Here is a 17,408-nt window from a genome sequence, read left to right as displayed (position 1 = left end):
AATCAGGCTTTCAGCGCCTCCTCCATAAACGCCACCAATGCCTGGACGCGCGGGCTGCGAAGCTTTCGCGACGGCACCAGGAGGATGATCGGCGCACTGTCAAAACTCCAGTCTGCCAACACGCGCACCAGGCTGCCGCTGGCAACGGCGTCGCTGACATCCCACTGCGAACGCAACACCAACCCCAAGCCTTGCTCGGCCCATCGCCGGGCAACGCTTCCATCATTGCTCAGCAACGCTGGCTCCACGCGCAGCGTCTTGCGGCCCTGCCCCTTGCGCAGGTGCCAGAGCGTAACGTCCTCATTATTTTCACGAATGCAAATGCAGCGATGGGACGCCAGTTCGTCCGGTGATGACGGTACACCGTGGGCTTGCAGGTAGGCTGGGCTCGCGCATAGCCAACGCTCGTTTGGCGTGAGCGACCGCGCCGTCCACAGGCTGTCGTTGAGATGGCCGATGTGAATCACCGCATCGCTGTCATGACGATCAGGCCAGGGGGTCTCGCGCAGATCCAGGTGCAGGCACAGCTGGGGGTGCATCCTGGCAAAACGCGCCAACAGCGGTGCGATTCGCTGCCGACCATAGCCAAATGGCGCCGCCAACCTCAAGGTGCCCACCAGCGTTTCGTCCTTTTGCCTGAAGGACTCCGGCAGCGCTTCGAGCTGCTCCAGCAGCAGCGCACTTTCTCGCGAGAACCGCTCGCCATCTGCCGTAAGGCTAAGGCGTCGGGCGTCGCGATTGGCCAGGGTCAGCCCCAGGAAGGTCTCCAGTTTACGCAGGCGCATGGAGAGCGCCGGCGGAGTGACGTTCAGGGCTCGGGCCGCAGCGCTCAGTGATTCAGAGCGCGCAAGGGTGACGGCCAGACGCAGGTCTTCGATAGAAATCATTCAATTTTACTTAATGATTGATTAGTCATGATTGAACCACAACTTAAGGACAGCTGAGTAGAGTGCCGCTTGTACCCAGTCACTCGAGTTCCGCCATGTCCATGCAGATTGCCTCCCTAGACACACCTGTCGCACTCATCGACCTTACGCGAATGCAGCACAACATCCAGCGTATGCAAGAGCGCATGGGCACCCTTGGCGTACGTTTGCGCCCGCACATCAAAACCAGCAAGTGCTTGCCGGTGATCCAGGCACAGATTGACGCAGGCGCCAGCGGCGTCACGGTTTCCACCCTCAAAGAGGCCGAGCGTTGTTTCGCCGCAGGCATCAGCGATGTGTTCTACGCCGTTGCCATAGCGCCGGGCAAACTGCCTCAGGCCCTGGCCCTGCGGCGCAGAGGCTGCAACTTGAGTCTGCTCACCGACAGCGTCTCAGGCGCTCGCGCCATCGTCGCGTTCGCACAGCAACATGACGAACGCTTCGACGTATGGATCGAGATCGATTGCGACGGCCATCGCTCAGGCCTGGCCGCGCAAGACCCTGTGCTGATTGAGGTGGCGCACCTGCTCAACGACGGCGGTATGCGCCTGCGGGGGGTGATGACCCACGCGGGCTCCAGTTACGAGCTGGACACCCTCGAAGCCCTGCAGGCGCTGGCCGAACAGGAACGTGCCCTCTGCGTCAGCGCCGCCCGCACCATCCGCGAAGCCGGGCTGGCGTGCGCCGAGGTCAGTATCGGCTCAACCCCCACGGCCCTCTCGGCCCTGAACCTGGACGGTGTCACCGAAGTGAGGGCGGGCGTGTATGTGTTCTTTGACCTGGTGATGCGTAACATTGGCGTGTGTCAGGCCGACGAGTTGGCACTCAGCGTACTGACCACGGTGATCGGCCATCAGCCGGACAAAGGCTGGATCATTACTGACGCCGGCTGGATGGCCATGAGCCGTGACCGTGGCACACAGCGCCAGCGCCAGGACTTCGGTTATGGCCAAGTGTGTACCGAAGCCGGCGACTGGATCGACGGTGCGCTGGTCACGGGCGCCAACCAGGAACATGGCATCGTCACCCTGGGCACCGCCGCCATTGACGACCTTGTTACGCGCTTCCCCATCGGCAGCCGGCTGCGCATCCTCCCCAACCATGCCTGCGCCACCGGCGCGCAGTTCCCGGACTATCACGCCGTGGACGCCAAAGGCGGCGTACACATCTGGAGCCGCCTCCATGGCTGGTAATCAATCAGGTTCGAAAAGCCAGGTGCTGATTATCGGTGGCGGCATCATGGGCGCCTCGTCGGCGTTTTTCCTGCGGCGGCGCGGCTGCTCGGTCACGCTGCTGGAACGCGACCAGATCGGTCAGTACGCCAGCGGTGTGAACTTCGGCAACGTGCGCCGCCAGGGCCGCTACCTGGGGCAACTGGAGCTGGCCAATCGTTCTTGGGCGCTGTGGAAACGCCTGCCCGAGCTGATCGATGACGACCTGGAGTTCATCCCCAGTGGCCACATGCGCGTGTGCTATCGCGAAGATGAAATCGCTGAACTTGAGGCCTACGCCGCCGCGTCGGAAGCCGCGCAACTGGACTTGAAAATCTATCGCGGCGCCGAGCTGCACCGGCGCTTTGTTTTCCTCGGCCCAGAGGTGAAAGGCGGCTCCTATGCGCCTCACGATGGTCACGCCAACCCGCGCCTCGCAGCGCCGGCGTTTGCCCGTGCAGCCCGGCGTCTCGGGGCACGAATCGAGGAAAAGACCGAAGTCGCCGACGTGGAAAAGGTCAATGGTTTATTCCAGGTCACCACCACCGACGGGCAGTTGTTCGTCGCCGAGCAGCTGTTGATTACAGCCGGTGCCTGGGCTGCCCGCTTGTCCGAGCGCTTTGGTGAGCCGGTACCGCTGGAGCCCAACGGCCCGCAGATGTCGGTCACGGAACCGGTGCCCTACGCCTTGCCGACCGTGATCGGTGTGTTCACCAAAATCAAGGAAGAGGTGATCTACTTCCGCCAGATCCCGCGCGGCAACATCATCATCGGCGGCGGCAACCGCTGTACGCCGGACATGATCAACCGACGGGCGTTTTTCAAACCCGAAAGCCTGCTCAACCAGATGCGCCAAATGCGGCGACTGTTACCGGGGGCCGAGAAGCTGAACATCATTCGTGTGTGGAGCGGTATCGAGAGCTACACCCCGGACTCCCTGCCGGTGATGGGCCCGAGCGGCAGCGTGGACGGGTTGTTTTATGCCTTCGGCTTCTGTGGGCACGGCTTCCAGCTCGGCCCGGGCGTGGGGGATGTAATGGCCGAGCTGATCAGCACCGGCAGCACCAGCACCTTGATCAGCCCCTTCGATATCCGGCGGTTTACCCAACCTTCTACGGTGCCTGCAAACGCCCCCACTACAGGAAAACTGATATGAGCCACTCCTACGTTTATCGCACAGTCACCGCCGCCGACATGCCCGCCGCCCACGCACTGTCCGTGCACCTGAAATGGCCTCACCGCGAGGAAGACTGGGCGATGGTGCAGCGCACGTCCGAAGGCTTTGTCGCCGAACATGAGGGTAAGCTGGTGGGCGTGGCGTTCGCCTGCCATCAGGGGGCTTATTCCTCCATCGGTCTGGTGATTGTGAGTGATCAACACCAAGGCAAAGGCATCGGGCGCCAGCTGATGAACCTGTGCCTGGACGCTACGGGCCCGCGTACGCCGATCCTCAACGCAACCGAATCAGGGGCGCCGCTGTACACCAGCCTGGGCTTCGTCGACTTTGCGCACATTCAGCAACATCAGGGCGTACCGCACGCTCCGGCACCAATGCCGTTGACCCGGCATGCGCACTGTCGCGTATTGAGCCTGGCTGATTACCCCACGGTGATCGAACTGGCCAATGCCGGCAGCGGCCTGGACCGCACCCAGGTACTCAACGACCTGCTGTCTACGGCCGAGCACGTGGTCGGCATTGAGGTCGAAGGGCAACTCAATGGTTGCGCCCTGCTCCGCCGATTTGGTCGGGGCCATATCGTGGGTCCTGTCGTTGCACACAATCAGGAACAGGCCCAACAGTTGATCACTCACCTGCTGCGGTTGATCCCGGGTCAGTTCGTGCGCTTCGACATTCCCACCGCCTGCGGATTGGCCGACTGGCTGGAGAGCCTGGGGCTGCCATGCGTCGACAAAGCGCCGCGAATGGTACGGGGTGTGCCCCCGCAATCAAGCGGCGGCATCAACCAGTTTGCGCTGGTGACGCAAGCAATCGGCTAGGTCGCAAAGCCAGCCTGCCAGATTCAGCAGATTATCCCTTGCAGCGTTGAATAACGGCATCTTCGGGCTGAAACCTTTTGCTAGCTTAGCGAGACACCGGGCCTTGCTGTTCGCAGCGCCTATTGCCGCTCCAGGGAGCCAGTTGGATGACCATACACGCTTCGAACAAAACGTCTCAGCAGCTTTATATCGACGGCTGCTGGGTTTCCCCGACCATTGCCACCAGTTTGCCGGTGGTCAACCCGGCCAATGAGGAGGTGGTTGCACAGGTCGCAAGCGGGTCTGCCGAGGATGTGGATCGTGCCGTTGCGGCAGCACGTGCGGCGTTCGCCGGTTGGTCTGCAACGCCCGCGGCGTCCAGGGCGTTGGTGCTTGGGAAAATCCACGAGCTTATCCTTGAGCGCAAAGAGCAGCTTGCACAGGCGCTCTCCTTGGAAATGGGCGCCGCCATCGGCTTCGCTCGGGCAATGCAAGTGCCGTTGGCGGCCGAACACGTTCGGGTCGCTCGTGATTTGCTGTCCAGCTATCGCTTCCAGACGGTGGAAGGCGGTACCGCCATCCAGCGCGAGCCCATAGGCGTCTGCGGTCTTATCACGCCGTGGAACTGGCCGTTGTATCAGATCACCGCCAAAGTCGCCCCGGCCATCGCCGCAGGCTGCACCGTGGTCTTGAAACCCAGCGAACTGTCGCCGCTGAGTGCCCTGCTGTTTGCACAACTGGTGCATGACGCAGGCCTGCCGCCCGGGGTGTTCAACCTCGTCAATGGAAGCGGTGCCCAGGTTGGCGCAGCCATGGCGGCACATCCGGATATCGATATGATCTCAATCACCGGCTCCAACCGCGCAGGCGCGCTGGTTGCCCAAGCGGCAGCCCCTACGGTGAAACGCGTCACCCAGGAACTGGGGGGCAAGTCGCCGAATGTGTTGCTGCCCGACGCCGACTTCGCCAAGGCCGTACCGCTGGGGGTGATGTCCGCGTTTCGCAACGTCGGGCAATCGTGCAGCGCTCCGACCCGCATGATCGTGCCAAAAAACCGTTTGGCCGAGGTCGAGGCCCTGGCGGCGGCGACTGCAAATGCGCTCATCGTTGGCGACCCGCAATCGGAAGACACGCAATTGGGGCCCATCGCCAACGAAGCCCAGTTCAATCGCGTCCAGGCGATGATCCAGGCAGGCCTCGACGAGGGTGCGAAACTGGTGTGCGGTGGGCCTGGGCGTGTGCTGGGTTTTGACAAGGGTTTTTATACCCGCCCCACGGTTTTCTCCGACGTGAACAGCGCCATGCGCATTGCCCAGGAAGAAATCTTCGGCCCGGTGCTGTGCATCATTGCGTATGAGACGGTGGATGAAGCCGTCGCCATCGCCAACGACACGGTATACGGTTTGGGCGCCCACGTTCAGGGCCACGACTTGACGCAGGCACGTGCCGTGGCGTCGCGTATTCGTGCGGGCCAAGTGCACCTGAACTACCCCGCGTGGAATCCGATGGCGCCGTTTGGTGGCTACAAGCGCTCAGGGAATGGTCGGGAGTATGGCGTGCAGGGGTTTGAGGAGTATTTGGAAACCAAAGCTATTATTGGATTTGGTGAATGAGTCATGGGCCTGTGGCGAGGGCTTAATTTTGCAGGCATGGAAAAGCCCAAGCGTTACCGTTTGGGCTAAGTCATTGAGCTATATGGTTGGGACGGAGTGATTCGAACACTCGACCCCTGGCACCCCATACATGGCGTAGGCAGATATGCACCTGGCCAAGGCGGCGATACTCTAAGAGTTGAGATCCTTGGCGCGGCCCAGGTTGCCAAATTCCTGTGCTTCGCACGCAGTGATCGCATAGGGGCCGAAACCGACCAACTCCGATTAGGCTTGTTGCACCTCACCGCTCATGCCGACGTCATTGTTGAAAGCCCGGAGTACTTGGGGAATGGCGAGATTAGCGAACGTACAGGTTTGTCCAAGTCCACGACCAGTCGCCTGACCCAGACGCTTATCCGCAGCGGCATGCTGGTGTACGAGGAAACGGAGATTGCTGACGCCTGCGAAAGCGTGCGACTCCGAGGGTATTGCGCTGCTTCCTGGCAGGCCGAAGTTGTGGCCATTTCCACGCCACTTGGCATACGTAATTATCAGGACCACATATTGAATATCAGCGTATCGACCCCTAAGTCGATTGAAGCAGTGATCGCTCAATATGCCAAACCATTGATGGCGCTGGCTGACAAAATTCGAGCCAGTTTCTTCGATAGCGACGGACGCTAATCACGGGCTGAACAGCCTGGCCAACAAGCCGAATTCAGCCTGCAATAAAAAAGAACGCGGTCAATGGCGGTCGACGGGTGGTGTTCATTTCGCACAAGAAACGGTTCCAGCGGATACTTGAAACGCGAAGGCGCGTTCTCAATACATTTCAACAAAACGGCTTCAACTCAAAAGTCCGCCACCTTACCCCAGGCGGACGTCTGAAAACGGTCTGGGTGATAAGGACGCGGATCAACAATGGGGGTCATACCGCTGACGATATCGGCAATCAGATGACCCGCGCCCGGACCAATACCAAAACCATGCCCGCTGAACCCTGCCGCGATCACCAACCCTGGCAGGCTGGCCATTTCGCCGATACCGGGAACACCGTCCGGCGTACTGTCCACATAGCCGGCCCAGGACGCCTTGATCGACGTTCCTTGCAAAGCCGGCACCAATTGCACCGCGCGCTTGTAAGTCAACGCAACTGTCGAGGCATCAGCGCTTGGATCGAGAATGCGCATTCTCTCCATCGGCGTGGGCTGGTCCAGGCGCCAGCGCTTCAAGCTTTCGTGGCCTGCGTGCCAGCCTTCCAGCCCCCCAAGCGCAAGGTTGCGCCAGCGGCGCTGAAACATCGGCAAGAATTGCGTAGAGAACCCCAGCAACTGCGGAGTGATGTCGACTCGACCTCGTCCGCTGATCGCCAGCGTGTAACCGCCATCGAAGCGGCGGGTCATGGACGCGCCAGCGGTATGCAGCGCACTGGGAATTTCCTGGCTCGGAGCGGTGACCGAAAGAACGGTCTGACGAATCGTCGCTTGCGGGAACCGAATACCGTATTGGCGGCAGAACGACGAAGCCCAGGCGCCGGCGGCAAGCACCGCGAGCCGGGTGCGTATGGTGCCTTTTTCGGTGATCACCGCCGACAATCGACCGCCTTCGGTCTCGACGCCCCGCACGGCGCAATCCTGGTGCACGCTACTGCCCAGTGCCATGATCGCGCATGCGACCGCGGGGGCTGCGCGGGAAGGGTCGGCTATGCCATCGGTGGGCGCAAACACCCCACCCCTCCAAGACGTGCCAGTCGCCCTGCCACGCTCTGCGGCCTGCTCGGCGGTGAGCATCTGGGTTTGCACGTTGACCGTACGCGCAAACTCGCCCCAGCGCGCCCACCCTTCCAGCTCCTCGTCGTTGTTGCTTAGGTAAAGTAAGCCGCACCGCGTAAAACCGGTCTGCTCACCGGTTTGCGCGGCGAATTGCTCCCACAGTTCAAGGCTTTTGGTGGCCATCGGCAACTCACGCGCATCGCGATTCTGCTGACGGCACCAGCCCCAGTTACGGCTTGATTGCTCGGCGCCTATGCGGCCCTTTTCGACCAGGGCGACCTTCATGCCGCGTCTGGCAAGATAATAGGCGGTAAAGGCGCCGATGATACCGCCGCCGATCACGACCACATCAGCCTCTGCCGGCAGATCGGCAGAGGTATGCACGGGAATTAAGGGTGCTGGCATGTTCTAGTTATCCAAATGGGATCAGAAGAGTGACCTGTTGCTAAAGCCCGACCAGTCCGGCCAGCCCGCCGATATCCGGGATCTGGTGGTAGCCGAAGGCTGCATTGGCCGGCTGTTCATGCCCCCGGGCCACGAAGGCTTTGTGCTTGATCTTCATGTCGTGGGCCGACATCAGGTCATAGCGAAAGCTCGATGAAACATGCAGCACGTCCTCCGGCCTGCAGCCCAGGTTATCGAGCATGAACTCGAAAGCCGCCAGACGTGGTTTGTAGGCCTGGGCCTGCTGGGCGGTGAAGACCTTGTGAAACGGTGCGCCGAGCTTGTCGACGTTGGACATGATTTGTTCGTCCATGGCGTTGGAAAAAATCACCAGGGGAATCTTGCCGGCGATTTTCGCCAGACCCGCCGGCACGTCGGGATGCGGTCCCCAGGTCGGCACGGCGTCGTAGTACACCTGGCCTTCGTCGCGGTATTCGATGCCCCAACGCTTGCACGTGCGCGCCAAGGCTATCTTGAGAATCTGGTCATAAGGCAGCCAGTCACCCATGACCTGGTCCAAGCGATAGGCCGCGTAGTCCTTGATGAACTGGTCCATTCGCTCAGCCGGGATGCGATCGGCAAACAGATCGCGCGTCAGGGCTGCGGTTTTGAAGTTGGTCAATGTGCCGTAGCAGTCGAAGGTAATGTACTTGGGGCGAAGAACGCTCATGAATGCGGTCCTTAATCAGTGCTGAGGTCATTACGGCGCAAGCCGCTGTGGGGTGCCGAGCATCCGGCCCTCATGAATTTATTACATCACCATGAGGCCGTGCATAAGCGCTTAAACGCAGGGTTACTTGGTACAAACCACCGTTTTAAAGGCACACCCCAGCAGCTTTATCGAGGCGCCGGGGTGGGCTTTACAACTCGGCAAAAGCGCTTTCCAAGGCGTCCAGCAGCCGACCCGCCTCCCTTGCTGTCCAGATCAAGGGCGGGCGAATTTTCAGAATGCTCGCATCGGGTCCGGTCGCAGAAATGAGCACGCGTTTGTCCCGCAGATGGTTGACCAGGCGCAAAGCGGTCTGCATGTCCGGCGTTTTGCTGGCCCGGTCCTTTACCAGCTCGACCGCGAAGTACATGCCGGTGCCTCGCACGTCGCCAATCTGCTCGTACCGGGCAGCCAGGTCGTTGAGACCCGCCATGATCAGGCTGCCCACACGGTTGGCGTTGGCCATCAACTGCTCTTCGGTAATGACATCCAGCGTCGCCTGAGCGGCCGCGATCGCGACGCTGTTGCCGCCAAACGTATTGAAATAGCGCATGTCGCGACCGAAACTTGCGACCACTTCCGGACGCACCATCAATCCCGCCACTGGGTAGCCGTTGCCCATGGGTTTGCCCATGGTGATGATGTCCGGCACCACCGCGTGGCGTTGATGCCCCCAGAAATGCGTGCCGCTGCGACCAAACCCCGACTGGACCTCATCGGCGATGAACAGGCCTCCCGCCTTGCGCACCACCTCGGCGATCGGCCCGAATACATCGACCGGATCACAGAACAGGCCATCGGACGAAAACAGGCAGTCGGCAATGAACGCCGCGACTCCCCCCCCATGGCGTTGGATATCGCGGATCTGCGCCGCCACTTGGTCGGCCATATAGCGGCCCAGTGCTTCACGTGGGATGCGATAGGAGTCCGGAGCAGGCACCCGGCGCACGAACGGGTCGAGCTTGGCATTGATACCCAGCGACGGCGAAAAGGCTGCCACGGTCGCCGAGTTGCCGTGGTAGGCCTCGGCGGTGACGATGACGCCCGTATTGCCGGTGTGATGCCGTGCAATGCGGATGGCAAGATCGTTGGCTTCCGAACCACTGCAGGTGAACATCAAGTGCCCTTCGGCGGCCATCTCTCCGTCCGCCGTGGCGCGCAGCTGTTCGGCGTAGTCAAGAATGCCGTCCTGCATGTACCGAGTGTGGCTGCACAGCTTATTCATCTGTTCAGTGACCGCAGCGATAACGCGCGGATGGCAATGCCCCAACGACACCACGTTGTTGTAGGCGTCCAGGTACTCGTTGCCGTCCTTATCGTACAGGTAAGCCCCTTCGCCACGCACAACCCCCACCGGCTCGTTGTAGAACAACCGATAGGCGGGCCCCAGCAAATCGATCCGACGCTGAATATGTTCACGTGCAGCAGGGTCCAGGCGATCGGCGTTGGCAGGGTTGAAGCCGTTAGGCATGTCACCACGGACAGCCCGGATATTTGAGTTGCTCATTTAAACCCCCCCTAAGCTATGGATGAATCAGTCGGCGAAGTGCATCAAAAGCGCTGACATCTGTGACGGTGACCGGTTAAGCATCCAATCCAACTGGCCCCATCCCGGCGCGGCATTCCTTAAGATGTAGGCGCTGTTCTGCGGGAAAAGCTGCGAGCGCCAGGTGGTAATCAACGCTCTGGCAACCAGGCGTGCCATGGCCAGGTGCGGGATAAGGGCCAGCTCCTCTGGCGTCAGGTCGGCGACCCGCAGGTAACCTCTGAGCAGATCCTTGGCGGGGGCAAAAATATCGAGGTCCTGGCCGGGTTGCACCGCGAGCAACTGGTTCATCATGGCTGTAGACACATCGATGGCAATAGCGGTCTTGACCGTGTCGCCGAAATCGATGATCGCTCCGACACATTGCGGGCGATGCGCATCGATGACGATGTTCGAGGTATTGAAGTCGTTATGCAGCACTTGTTGTCGGCACCCAGCGATCAAGCCCTCCACCTCGCCAAAGCGTTCGAGTGCCCGCTCCAGCGAGTGCCGGCGCGCGGGCTCGACGACACCGTTGAGCATCGGCTCAAGCATCCGCAGGTGCTGCACATCCCAGCAGACCTTGCGCGATTCTGCCGGGTGGGTAAAGTCGGCAGTGGCCAGCCTCAGGTGCGCAAGCAATTGGCCGATCTGCTCGCGCCCCAGGGAGTTGAGGGTGGTTTTATCCAATGGTGTGCCTGGCATAAAGCTCAGAAGCCTCACCTGCCTTGACTCACCACTTTCAGTTACTACGGTGGTCAGGTACCTGTCGTCCAGTGCGGGGTAAACCCTGGGGATCGGTAACTGAGGCGCCCTGCGCCCAATATGCTGCATCACTTCGATTTGCAGCGAGAGCTCAACGGGCGCTTCCTGCGGGTTGGCGATCTTGAGCACGTAGGATTGGCCGCTTGAACAATCGCAGCGAAACGTATCGTCTTTTTCCGTGGCAAATCGCGTCAACTGCGCGCTGATACCAAACTGCTCCAGCACAATACGCCGGCCTTCCTCAAGCGACACTGGCGTGAAAGGCGCCGCCAAATCTCCCTGTAAGGCGACAAGGCTTTCGCTGGACTCATCTTTCCCAATTACTTGCATTGCCGGACTCCTGGGCGTGGAAAGCCATGCATGGCACGACATCGATGCAAATATATTGTGCTACAATTATTTTAATTGGAAGGAAATATTTCGAGCTTCTGGCTGGATTTCAGGCAAGACATTTAACAAAATCAATAATAATCAATAGCTTATAATGATTTAAAAACTCAAAAAAAACTCAAAAAAAATATAGTTGTTGCACAATTTATAAGGAGGCTAGCGACCTCGCTGGTGAGCGTCACCGCGGGCGTATTAGAATCGCTCGCTCTACCGAGCCCCAACCCTCGTCGTGGTTAACATGATTTTTTCCAGCACGAACATTGAAACATCCCCAGTCAAGCTCTCAGCGGTCGAAGCACTGGCTGCAAAGCTCAAGGCCAGGATCCTGAACGGTGACTTCGAGCCAGGCGAATTCCTGCGAGACGTCAAGATGGCGGATGAGTACGAAGTGGCGCGCAACACGTTTCGCAGCGCAGCACAGCTGCTGGTGTCATTCGGCTTGTTGCTGAAAGTACCTCATCGCGGGTTCTGCATACCCGAGTTCGGCCCGGATGACATCGTCGATATTGCTCGGCTGCGCGGGGTACTGGAAACTGAAGCGGTGCGCATGATTATCCTCAATGGCACGGTTCCAGCTGACGCGCTGGACGCCGTTGAAAGATTGCGCAATGCCGCACCCGACACTCCACGCTCAGACATTGTCACCGCCGATGGTGACTTCCACCGAGCCATCATCCGCGCCAGTGGCAGCGCACGCCTGCAGCGCAGCTATGCCATGCTGGAGAGCGAGATTGAGCTGCTGCTAGTACTGCAACAGCCCTGTTATGAGGACCCCAAGCAAATCGTCGAGGACCATGAGCACTTGATAGCCTGCCTTCGCAGTCGCGACTTCGAAACAGCCCGCACAGCGTTTGTCGAGCATTGGGAGGATTTGAGCGCCAAGCTATTACGTGCACAGTTCGAGCGACGACAATCGCTTTGAACAACAATAAAAGTGCAGAATGTGGCTGGAAGGCTTGATGCAGTACTCAGTGATGATACTGCTGAAGGAGGAGTTCTGCGTGCAGAGCTGGTCAACCAAGCGCGCTTGTCTTCAAGGGAATGGAACCCTCTTTGCTATCGAACAGTCCGCTTCGCCCGAGCAGCTTCCTCACGAGCCCCTTACCCTGCTAACCGACTGAGAGCTCCTGCAACAACCACCTCCATTGAGCAGCTCATTACGGCAACCAGGCCATGCCCATCCACGACAGGACCATGGCTCTGTGAGCCAACCTTCAACAAGCGCCACCCCCTTAAAATGTGGTGGCGGCGCGAAGGATCTATTGATAATTAGGCGCGAAGAGCCAACGCGACCAATTCCTTCATCGGTATCGATGGACGGCCAATCAACGTTGATAAAACACCTCCGTCATCAAACAGCGCTCCGCGGGACGCCGCGGCATCTGCGTCAGCCAGCAGGGCGGCAAGATCAGCAGGAAGCCCAAAATCAACCAGCAATTTTGCGTAGTCCTGCTCAGGAAGATCGTTGTAGACCACAGGCTTGCCGGACTGGCGGGAGACCTCAGCCGCCAGTTCGGCCAGGGTGAAGGCCTGATCGGCTGCCAGCTCATATATTTCGCCTGCATGGCTGCCTTTGGTCAGGACCGCCGCTGCCGCCGCTGCGTAATCTTTACGCGCCGCCGAGGAAAAGCGTCCGTACTTTGCAGAGCCTACGAACGCACCATGCTCAAGTGCAGCAGACAACGCGTATAGGTGGTTTTCAGTGTACCAACCGTTGCGCAGGATGACGGCTGGAAGCCCGGACGCAGTGATCGCTTCTTCAGTTTGTCGGTGTTCTATCGCGAGCTGAGCGGTCGATGAATCGGCGTGTAACATACTGGTGTAAGCCAGCAGTGAAACGCCCGCCTGTTTCGCCGCATCAATGACGGCATGGTGTAAAGGCAGCCGCCCGTTTACTTCGCTAGAGGAAATCAAAATAAGCTTTTCCACTCCCTCAAACGCGCGGGCTAATGTTTCAGGCCTTGCGTAGTCTACCTCGCGCACAATCACTCCGCGTTCAGCCAGGTCTTGTGCCTTCGCAGGATTGCGGACCGCCGCGATAATGCGAGAACCCGGCGCGCTCTTCAAAAGCTGACGAACATCCGGGAATATGTTGACACGCAAGCGCTGGCACAGGCCTCAGAGGGCGTCGCGAGCCCCAAACACTGAGCCCCAGGGACCACCATTAACGGAGGCGACCCGCAAAGGGCTTATATCCTGGTCTTGAGCTTGCCGCCACTCGACGATTACTTGCGCGCACTCCAGTTTAGATTGAACCTCCGTTGCTCAGGTGGACTCCCAACTCTAAATCTAGGAGGAACTCATGAGCCAAACAGCTTTAGTCGTCGGCGCCAGCGGTATCGTTGGCAGCGCCATCACTCAATTACTGATCGACAACAAGTGGCAGGTCGCCGCGCTATCGAGGCACCCGTCGCAATCGCAAGGCGTGATCCCCATCGCGGCAGACCTCCAGGATCCAGCCTCGCTGGAACATGCGCTTGCGGATCTGAAACCTACTCATGTGTTCATCACCACATGGTCGCGGCAAGCCACGGAGGCCGAAAACATTCGCGTCAATGCCGCCATGGTTCGCAACGTGCTGGCCGCCGTTCGACCCGCCAAGAGCGTTGAGCACGTAGCACTGGTTACTGGCCTGAAACACTACCTCGGCCCGTTCGAAGCCTATGGCAAAGGCAGCCTTCCGCAAACACCGTTTCGCGAAGAGCAGGATCGTCTGAATGTCGAGAATTTCTATTACGCCCAGGAGGACGAACTTTTCGCCGCGGCTGAAAAGGACGGCTTCACCTGGAGCGTTCATCGCCCGCATACCGTCACCGGGGTTGCCGTAGGCAACGCGATGAATATGGCGACCACCCTCGCCGTCTACGCCTCGGTTTGCAAACAGACGAATCGCCCTTTTGTATTTCCGGGATCAAGAGTGCAGTGGGACAGCCTCACCGATATGACGGATGCACGGCAGTTGGCGAAACAACAACTGTGGGCGGCCACCACGCCAGCGGCAGCCAACCAGGCATTCAACGTGACTAATGGCGATGTGTTTCGCTGGAAATGGATGTGGGGCCGAATTGCCGAATACTTCGACGTGCCTGCTGCCGATTATCCCGCCTCGCTCTCACCGCTTGAGCAGCAAATGGCTGACGACCAAGCGGTATGGACGCAAATAGTCGCGGAGCACGGCTTGAAGGAAGCTGATATTGGTCGCCTGATATCCCCATGGCATACCGATGCAGACCTTGGTAGACCCATCGAAGTCGTCACTGATATGTCGAAAAGCCGTGCAATGGGCTTCACCGCCTACCAGGCGAGCGATCAAGCGTTTTTCGATGTGTTCGACAAACTCCGCGAGATGCGCTTGATCCCATAGGTCGTGCCACAACGGATAGGCTTAAGGGCATTCGCTTAAGCCTTCTGTTGCACAAACACCAAGCAAAAGCGTGTACCTGCTCCAGTGCTCTCAACGGTTACCCGCCCGCCATGCAATTGCATAATTGAACGGACGATTGCTAACCCCAAGCCACCAGAATCGTCCGGCTGATTGCGTGACGGGTCGCACCGGTAGAAGCGCTCAAACAACCGAGGTAGATGTTGCGCCGAAATCGGCGGGCCTTGGTTGTGCACACTGACTTCGATCCTGTCCTCCCACACCACACTGCTAATCGTCACTGCGCTAGCAGTAGCGCCATAACGCAGCGCGTTGGACAGCAGGTTAGCCAGTGCTCGGCGGACCAGGGCCGGATCAGCACGCACGTGGTCATGGGCCTGATTGATCAGCGTGACGTCACGCTCTTGCGCCACACCTTCAAAATACTCACACAGTTGCTCGACTAGATCGTGCAGGTTGATGAGCTGATCACTCACCGATGCATGCGACTGCTCGTTACGAGCGAGGAACAGCATGCTGTCGATCATTCGCGCCAGACGCTCATATTCTTCCTGATTGGAAACCAGCAGGTTCTGGTAGTCCTCAATTGAACGACCATGCCTGAGCGATTGTTGGGTATGCCCCATCAGGTTAGTGAGCGGGGTACGCATCCCATGGGCGAGATCCTCTGAGAATCGTGAGAGCTGGGCGAAGCCCTCTTCGAGGCGTGCGAGCATTTGATTAAGCGCCTGGCTGAGCACTTGCAGTTCACTGAATTCGTTGAACTCATCCAGCCGCAGATGCAGATGGTGTGCATCAATGGCGGCAGCGCGCTTGGCCAGCAGGCGCACAGGTCGTAAGCCTCGCTGACTGACCCACCCGCCGAGTACAAAAGCCAGCAATGCGCCGACCGACATCGCGAGCCAGAGCTTGAGTCGGTAAGCCCCCAGCATCTGCTCGCGCTCGCTCAACAACTTGCCAGCAATCAGGGTCAAGCCGCGATCACCCTGCATGACATGCTGCCAGGCAAGCCGCACCGCCATCGAAGTGTCACCGTCACCCACCTGAGCCTGGGCTGCAGCCGGTAACCTGGGCAAGCTCATGCTGACGGGGTTGATTTCGATCAGCACCTGGCCTGTGTCATCGATGATCCACAGCAGGTTGTCGCGATTGCCCAGCATGTTTTCGTATAGCTTGGGCCGATTTCTGAGTTGCTCGACGCTGACACTGTCGTTGATCAACGCCTGCATGCGCTCCAGGCGCCCGAGCAGGGCCTGGTCATCGCGCCAGGCGATTTCTCGCTGTAACGACTGATAAAGATAAAAACCAATGGAGCCCAGCAGCAGCGCACTGACCAACGCGAACATGACCGCCAGGCGCAGGCTCAGGGCGCGCGGGAACAGTTTCAGGATTGCACCTCAAGCATGTAGCCGATGCCACGCACTGTCTGTATCAACTTGAGCGGGTAAGGATCGTCAACCTTGGCGCGCAGTCGCCGGATGGCGACGTCGACCACATTGGTATCACTGTCAAAGTTCATCTGCCAGATCTGCGAAGCAATCAACGAGCGCGATAGCACCTCCCCTTCACGGCTGACCAGCAGGTGCAACAGGGCAAACTCCTTGTTGGTCAAGGTGAGGCGCTCTCCCCCGCGCGTAACTTTACGCCGCAACAGATCCAGGCTCAGGTCTGCAACCAGGAACTGCTCGACCTCACGTGGCGGCCCCCTGCGCAGCAGAGTACGTACGCGCGCCAACAACTCGGCATAGGAAAAAGGTTTGACCAGGTAATCATCGGCCCCTGACTCAAGCCCCTTGACCCGATCCTCCACAGAGTCCCTGGCAGTCAGAAAAAGCACCGGGGTTTGCCACTTGCGTCGAATAATCTGCAGCAATTGCCATCCGTTCAGGCCCGGCAGCATGACGTCCAGGATAATCAAGTCGAACTCACTTTCCTGCGCCAGATACTGGCCCTCCAGGCCATCCAGGGCGACTTCCACCACGTAACCCGATTCAGTCAGGGCTTTGTGCAGGTAATCCGCTGTTTTCGCTTCATCTTCTACAACCAGGATACGCATCTTTTCCTCCGGAACTGGCGCATAGGCTAGCGCGCCCGGGCGTTTTGGCACATTACATCTTGGTAATTATCAGGCAATCATTCTGACGGAGTGCACGGGGCATCATGCCTGGCTATGACTCAGCCAGACCAATCAAAGGACAAAGCATGCGTATACGCCTATCGACCTCATTGCTGATGTCACTCGCAATGAACTCAGCGCTCGCCGTTGCAGCCCCGGATCAAGTGCTGCAGCGCAACGACGTGTCACTGGCAATGGCCAATGATTTGCTGAACGCCGCGCTGACAGCCTGTCACGCCGATGGCCGTACAGGTGTTGCTGCCATTGTCGACCGTGGGGGCAATCTGGTCGCCTTGCAGCGTGACGATAACGTGGGCCCACACAATGCATTAGCCGCCCAACGCAAGGCCTATACCGCCCTATCGACCAAGACGCCAACACGACTATTGGCAGAGCGTGCCCGCAGCACCCCCGATGCGGAAAACCTCAACACCCTGCATGAGCTATTGCTGCTGGGCGGCGGCGTGCCGTTGCTGTTTGAAGGGCAAGTCATTGGCGCGATCGGCGTGGCCGGTGCCGGTGGTGCAGCAAACGATGAATGTTGCGCATTGGCCGCTATCAACAAAATCTTACCTACCGTCAAAAACTAAGGACATCAT

Annotated in this window: 16 protein-coding genes; 8 read left to right on the top strand and 8 right to left on the bottom strand. The window is 59.2% G+C overall.

Annotated elements, in window-relative coordinates:
- Positions 1–2: 2 nt before the first annotated feature.
- Positions 3–887, bottom strand: coding sequence for a LysR family transcriptional regulator (locus tag ACP7B3_RS01885; protein ID WP_426177495.1), 885 nt, complete (start codon positions 885–887; stop codon positions 3–5).
- A gap of 95 nt (positions 888–982) precedes the next feature.
- Between ACP7B3_RS01885 and ACP7B3_RS01880 the strand changes: the two genes are divergently transcribed.
- From ACP7B3_RS01880 to ACP7B3_RS01860, 5 genes are all read left to right on the top strand, one after another.
- Positions 983–2,119 carry a DSD1 family PLP-dependent enzyme gene (locus tag ACP7B3_RS01880; RefSeq protein WP_145160731.1) on the top strand — a complete coding sequence of 379 codons (1,137 nt, stop codon included), beginning with the start codon at positions 983–985 and terminating at the stop codon, positions 2,117–2,119.
- Complete coding sequence (locus ACP7B3_RS01875) at positions 2,109–3,293, top strand: NAD(P)/FAD-dependent oxidoreductase (RefSeq protein WP_426177493.1); 1,185 nt, start codon at positions 2,109–2,111, stop codon at positions 3,291–3,293. Before ACP7B3_RS01880 ends, ACP7B3_RS01875 begins: the two co-directional genes overlap by 11 nt.
- Positions 3,290–4,135, top strand: coding sequence for a GNAT family N-acetyltransferase (locus tag ACP7B3_RS01870; RefSeq protein ID WP_145160727.1), 846 nt, complete (start codon positions 3,290–3,292; stop codon positions 4,133–4,135). The genes ACP7B3_RS01875 and ACP7B3_RS01870 overlap by 4 nt, the downstream gene beginning before the upstream one ends.
- Positions 4,136–4,281: 146 nt before the next feature.
- Entirely contained in the window at positions 4,282–5,727 is a 1,446-nt protein-coding gene (locus tag ACP7B3_RS01865) for an aldehyde dehydrogenase family protein (RefSeq protein ID WP_242196682.1), read from the top strand.
- Between the two features lie 270 nt (positions 5,728–5,997).
- On the top strand, positions 5,998–6,390 hold the full coding sequence (locus tag ACP7B3_RS01860) for a helix-turn-helix domain-containing protein (protein WP_426177490.1): 393 nt from the start codon (positions 5,998–6,000) through the stop codon (positions 6,388–6,390).
- Positions 6,391–6,557: 167 nt separating this feature from the next.
- Here the strand turns inward: ACP7B3_RS01860 and ACP7B3_RS01855 are convergent, their stop codons facing one another.
- The 4 genes from ACP7B3_RS01855 to ACP7B3_RS01840 form a co-directional block, all read right to left on the bottom strand.
- Positions 6,558–7,883, bottom strand: a complete 1,326-nt coding sequence (locus ACP7B3_RS01855; protein WP_145160723.1) for an NAD(P)/FAD-dependent oxidoreductase — start codon at positions 7,881–7,883, stop codon at positions 6,558–6,560.
- A 40-nt stretch (positions 7,884–7,923) separates the two neighbouring features.
- Positions 7,924–8,592, bottom strand: a complete 669-nt coding sequence (locus ACP7B3_RS01850) for a haloacid dehalogenase type II (protein ID WP_145160721.1) — start codon at positions 8,590–8,592, stop codon at positions 7,924–7,926.
- Between the two features lie 190 nt (positions 8,593–8,782).
- Positions 8,783–10,138 carry an aspartate aminotransferase family protein gene (locus ACP7B3_RS01845; protein WP_369302858.1) on the bottom strand — a complete coding sequence of 452 codons (1,356 nt, stop codon included), beginning with the start codon at positions 10,136–10,138 and terminating at the stop codon, positions 8,783–8,785.
- 27 nt (positions 10,139–10,165) lie between these two features.
- Positions 10,166–11,293, bottom strand: a complete 1,128-nt coding sequence (locus ACP7B3_RS01840; RefSeq protein ID WP_242196694.1) for a phosphotransferase — start codon at positions 11,291–11,293, stop codon at positions 10,166–10,168.
- A 256-nt stretch (positions 11,294–11,549) separates the two neighbouring features.
- Here ACP7B3_RS01840 and ACP7B3_RS01835 point away from each other — a divergent pair, with 256 nt between their 5' ends.
- The gene (locus tag ACP7B3_RS01835; protein ID WP_145160716.1) at positions 11,550–12,233 is read left to right on the top strand and encodes a GntR family transcriptional regulator; all 684 of its coding nucleotides are present in this window, start codon (positions 11,550–11,552) and stop codon (positions 12,231–12,233) included.
- 347 nt (positions 12,234–12,580) lie between these two features.
- Here the strand turns inward: ACP7B3_RS01835 and ACP7B3_RS01830 are convergent, their stop codons facing one another.
- Positions 12,581–13,414: an NAD(P)H-binding protein gene (locus ACP7B3_RS01830; RefSeq protein WP_426177487.1), complete on the bottom strand. Its 834-nt coding sequence runs from the start codon at positions 13,412–13,414 to the stop codon at positions 12,581–12,583.
- Between the two features lie 199 nt (positions 13,415–13,613).
- Between ACP7B3_RS01830 and ACP7B3_RS01825 the strand changes: the two genes are divergently transcribed.
- Positions 13,614–14,675, top strand: coding sequence for an SDR family oxidoreductase (locus ACP7B3_RS01825; protein ID WP_145160711.1), 1,062 nt, complete (start codon positions 13,614–13,616; stop codon positions 14,673–14,675).
- A 35-nt stretch (positions 14,676–14,710) separates the two neighbouring features.
- Here ACP7B3_RS01825 and ACP7B3_RS01820 read toward each other — a convergent pair whose 3' ends face one another.
- Positions 14,711–16,081 carry a heavy metal sensor histidine kinase gene (locus ACP7B3_RS01820; RefSeq protein ID WP_426178090.1) on the bottom strand — a complete coding sequence of 457 codons (1,371 nt, stop codon included), beginning with the start codon at positions 16,079–16,081 and terminating at the stop codon, positions 14,711–14,713.
- A complete protein-coding gene (locus tag ACP7B3_RS01815) occupies positions 16,078–16,749 on the bottom strand; it encodes a heavy metal response regulator transcription factor (protein WP_145160707.1) in 672 nt (223 codons plus the stop codon). The genes ACP7B3_RS01820 and ACP7B3_RS01815 overlap by 4 nt, the downstream gene beginning before the upstream one ends.
- A 146-nt stretch (positions 16,750–16,895) precedes the next feature.
- On the opposite strand from ACP7B3_RS01815, the gene ACP7B3_RS01810 reads away from it, so the two are divergent.
- Positions 16,896–17,399, top strand: coding sequence for a GlcG/HbpS family heme-binding protein (locus ACP7B3_RS01810; protein WP_426178088.1), 504 nt, complete (start codon positions 16,896–16,898; stop codon positions 17,397–17,399).
- Positions 17,400–17,408: the final 9 nt, after the last annotated feature.

The organism is Pseudomonas sp. TWRC1-2, from assembly GCF_049896685.1.
In the GTDB taxonomy this organism is placed as follows: Bacteria; Pseudomonadota; Gammaproteobacteria; order Pseudomonadales; family Pseudomonadaceae; genus Aquipseudomonas.
Note: the sequence above shows the minus strand (reverse complement) of the source record. Positions and strands in the feature narration are given on the sequence as shown.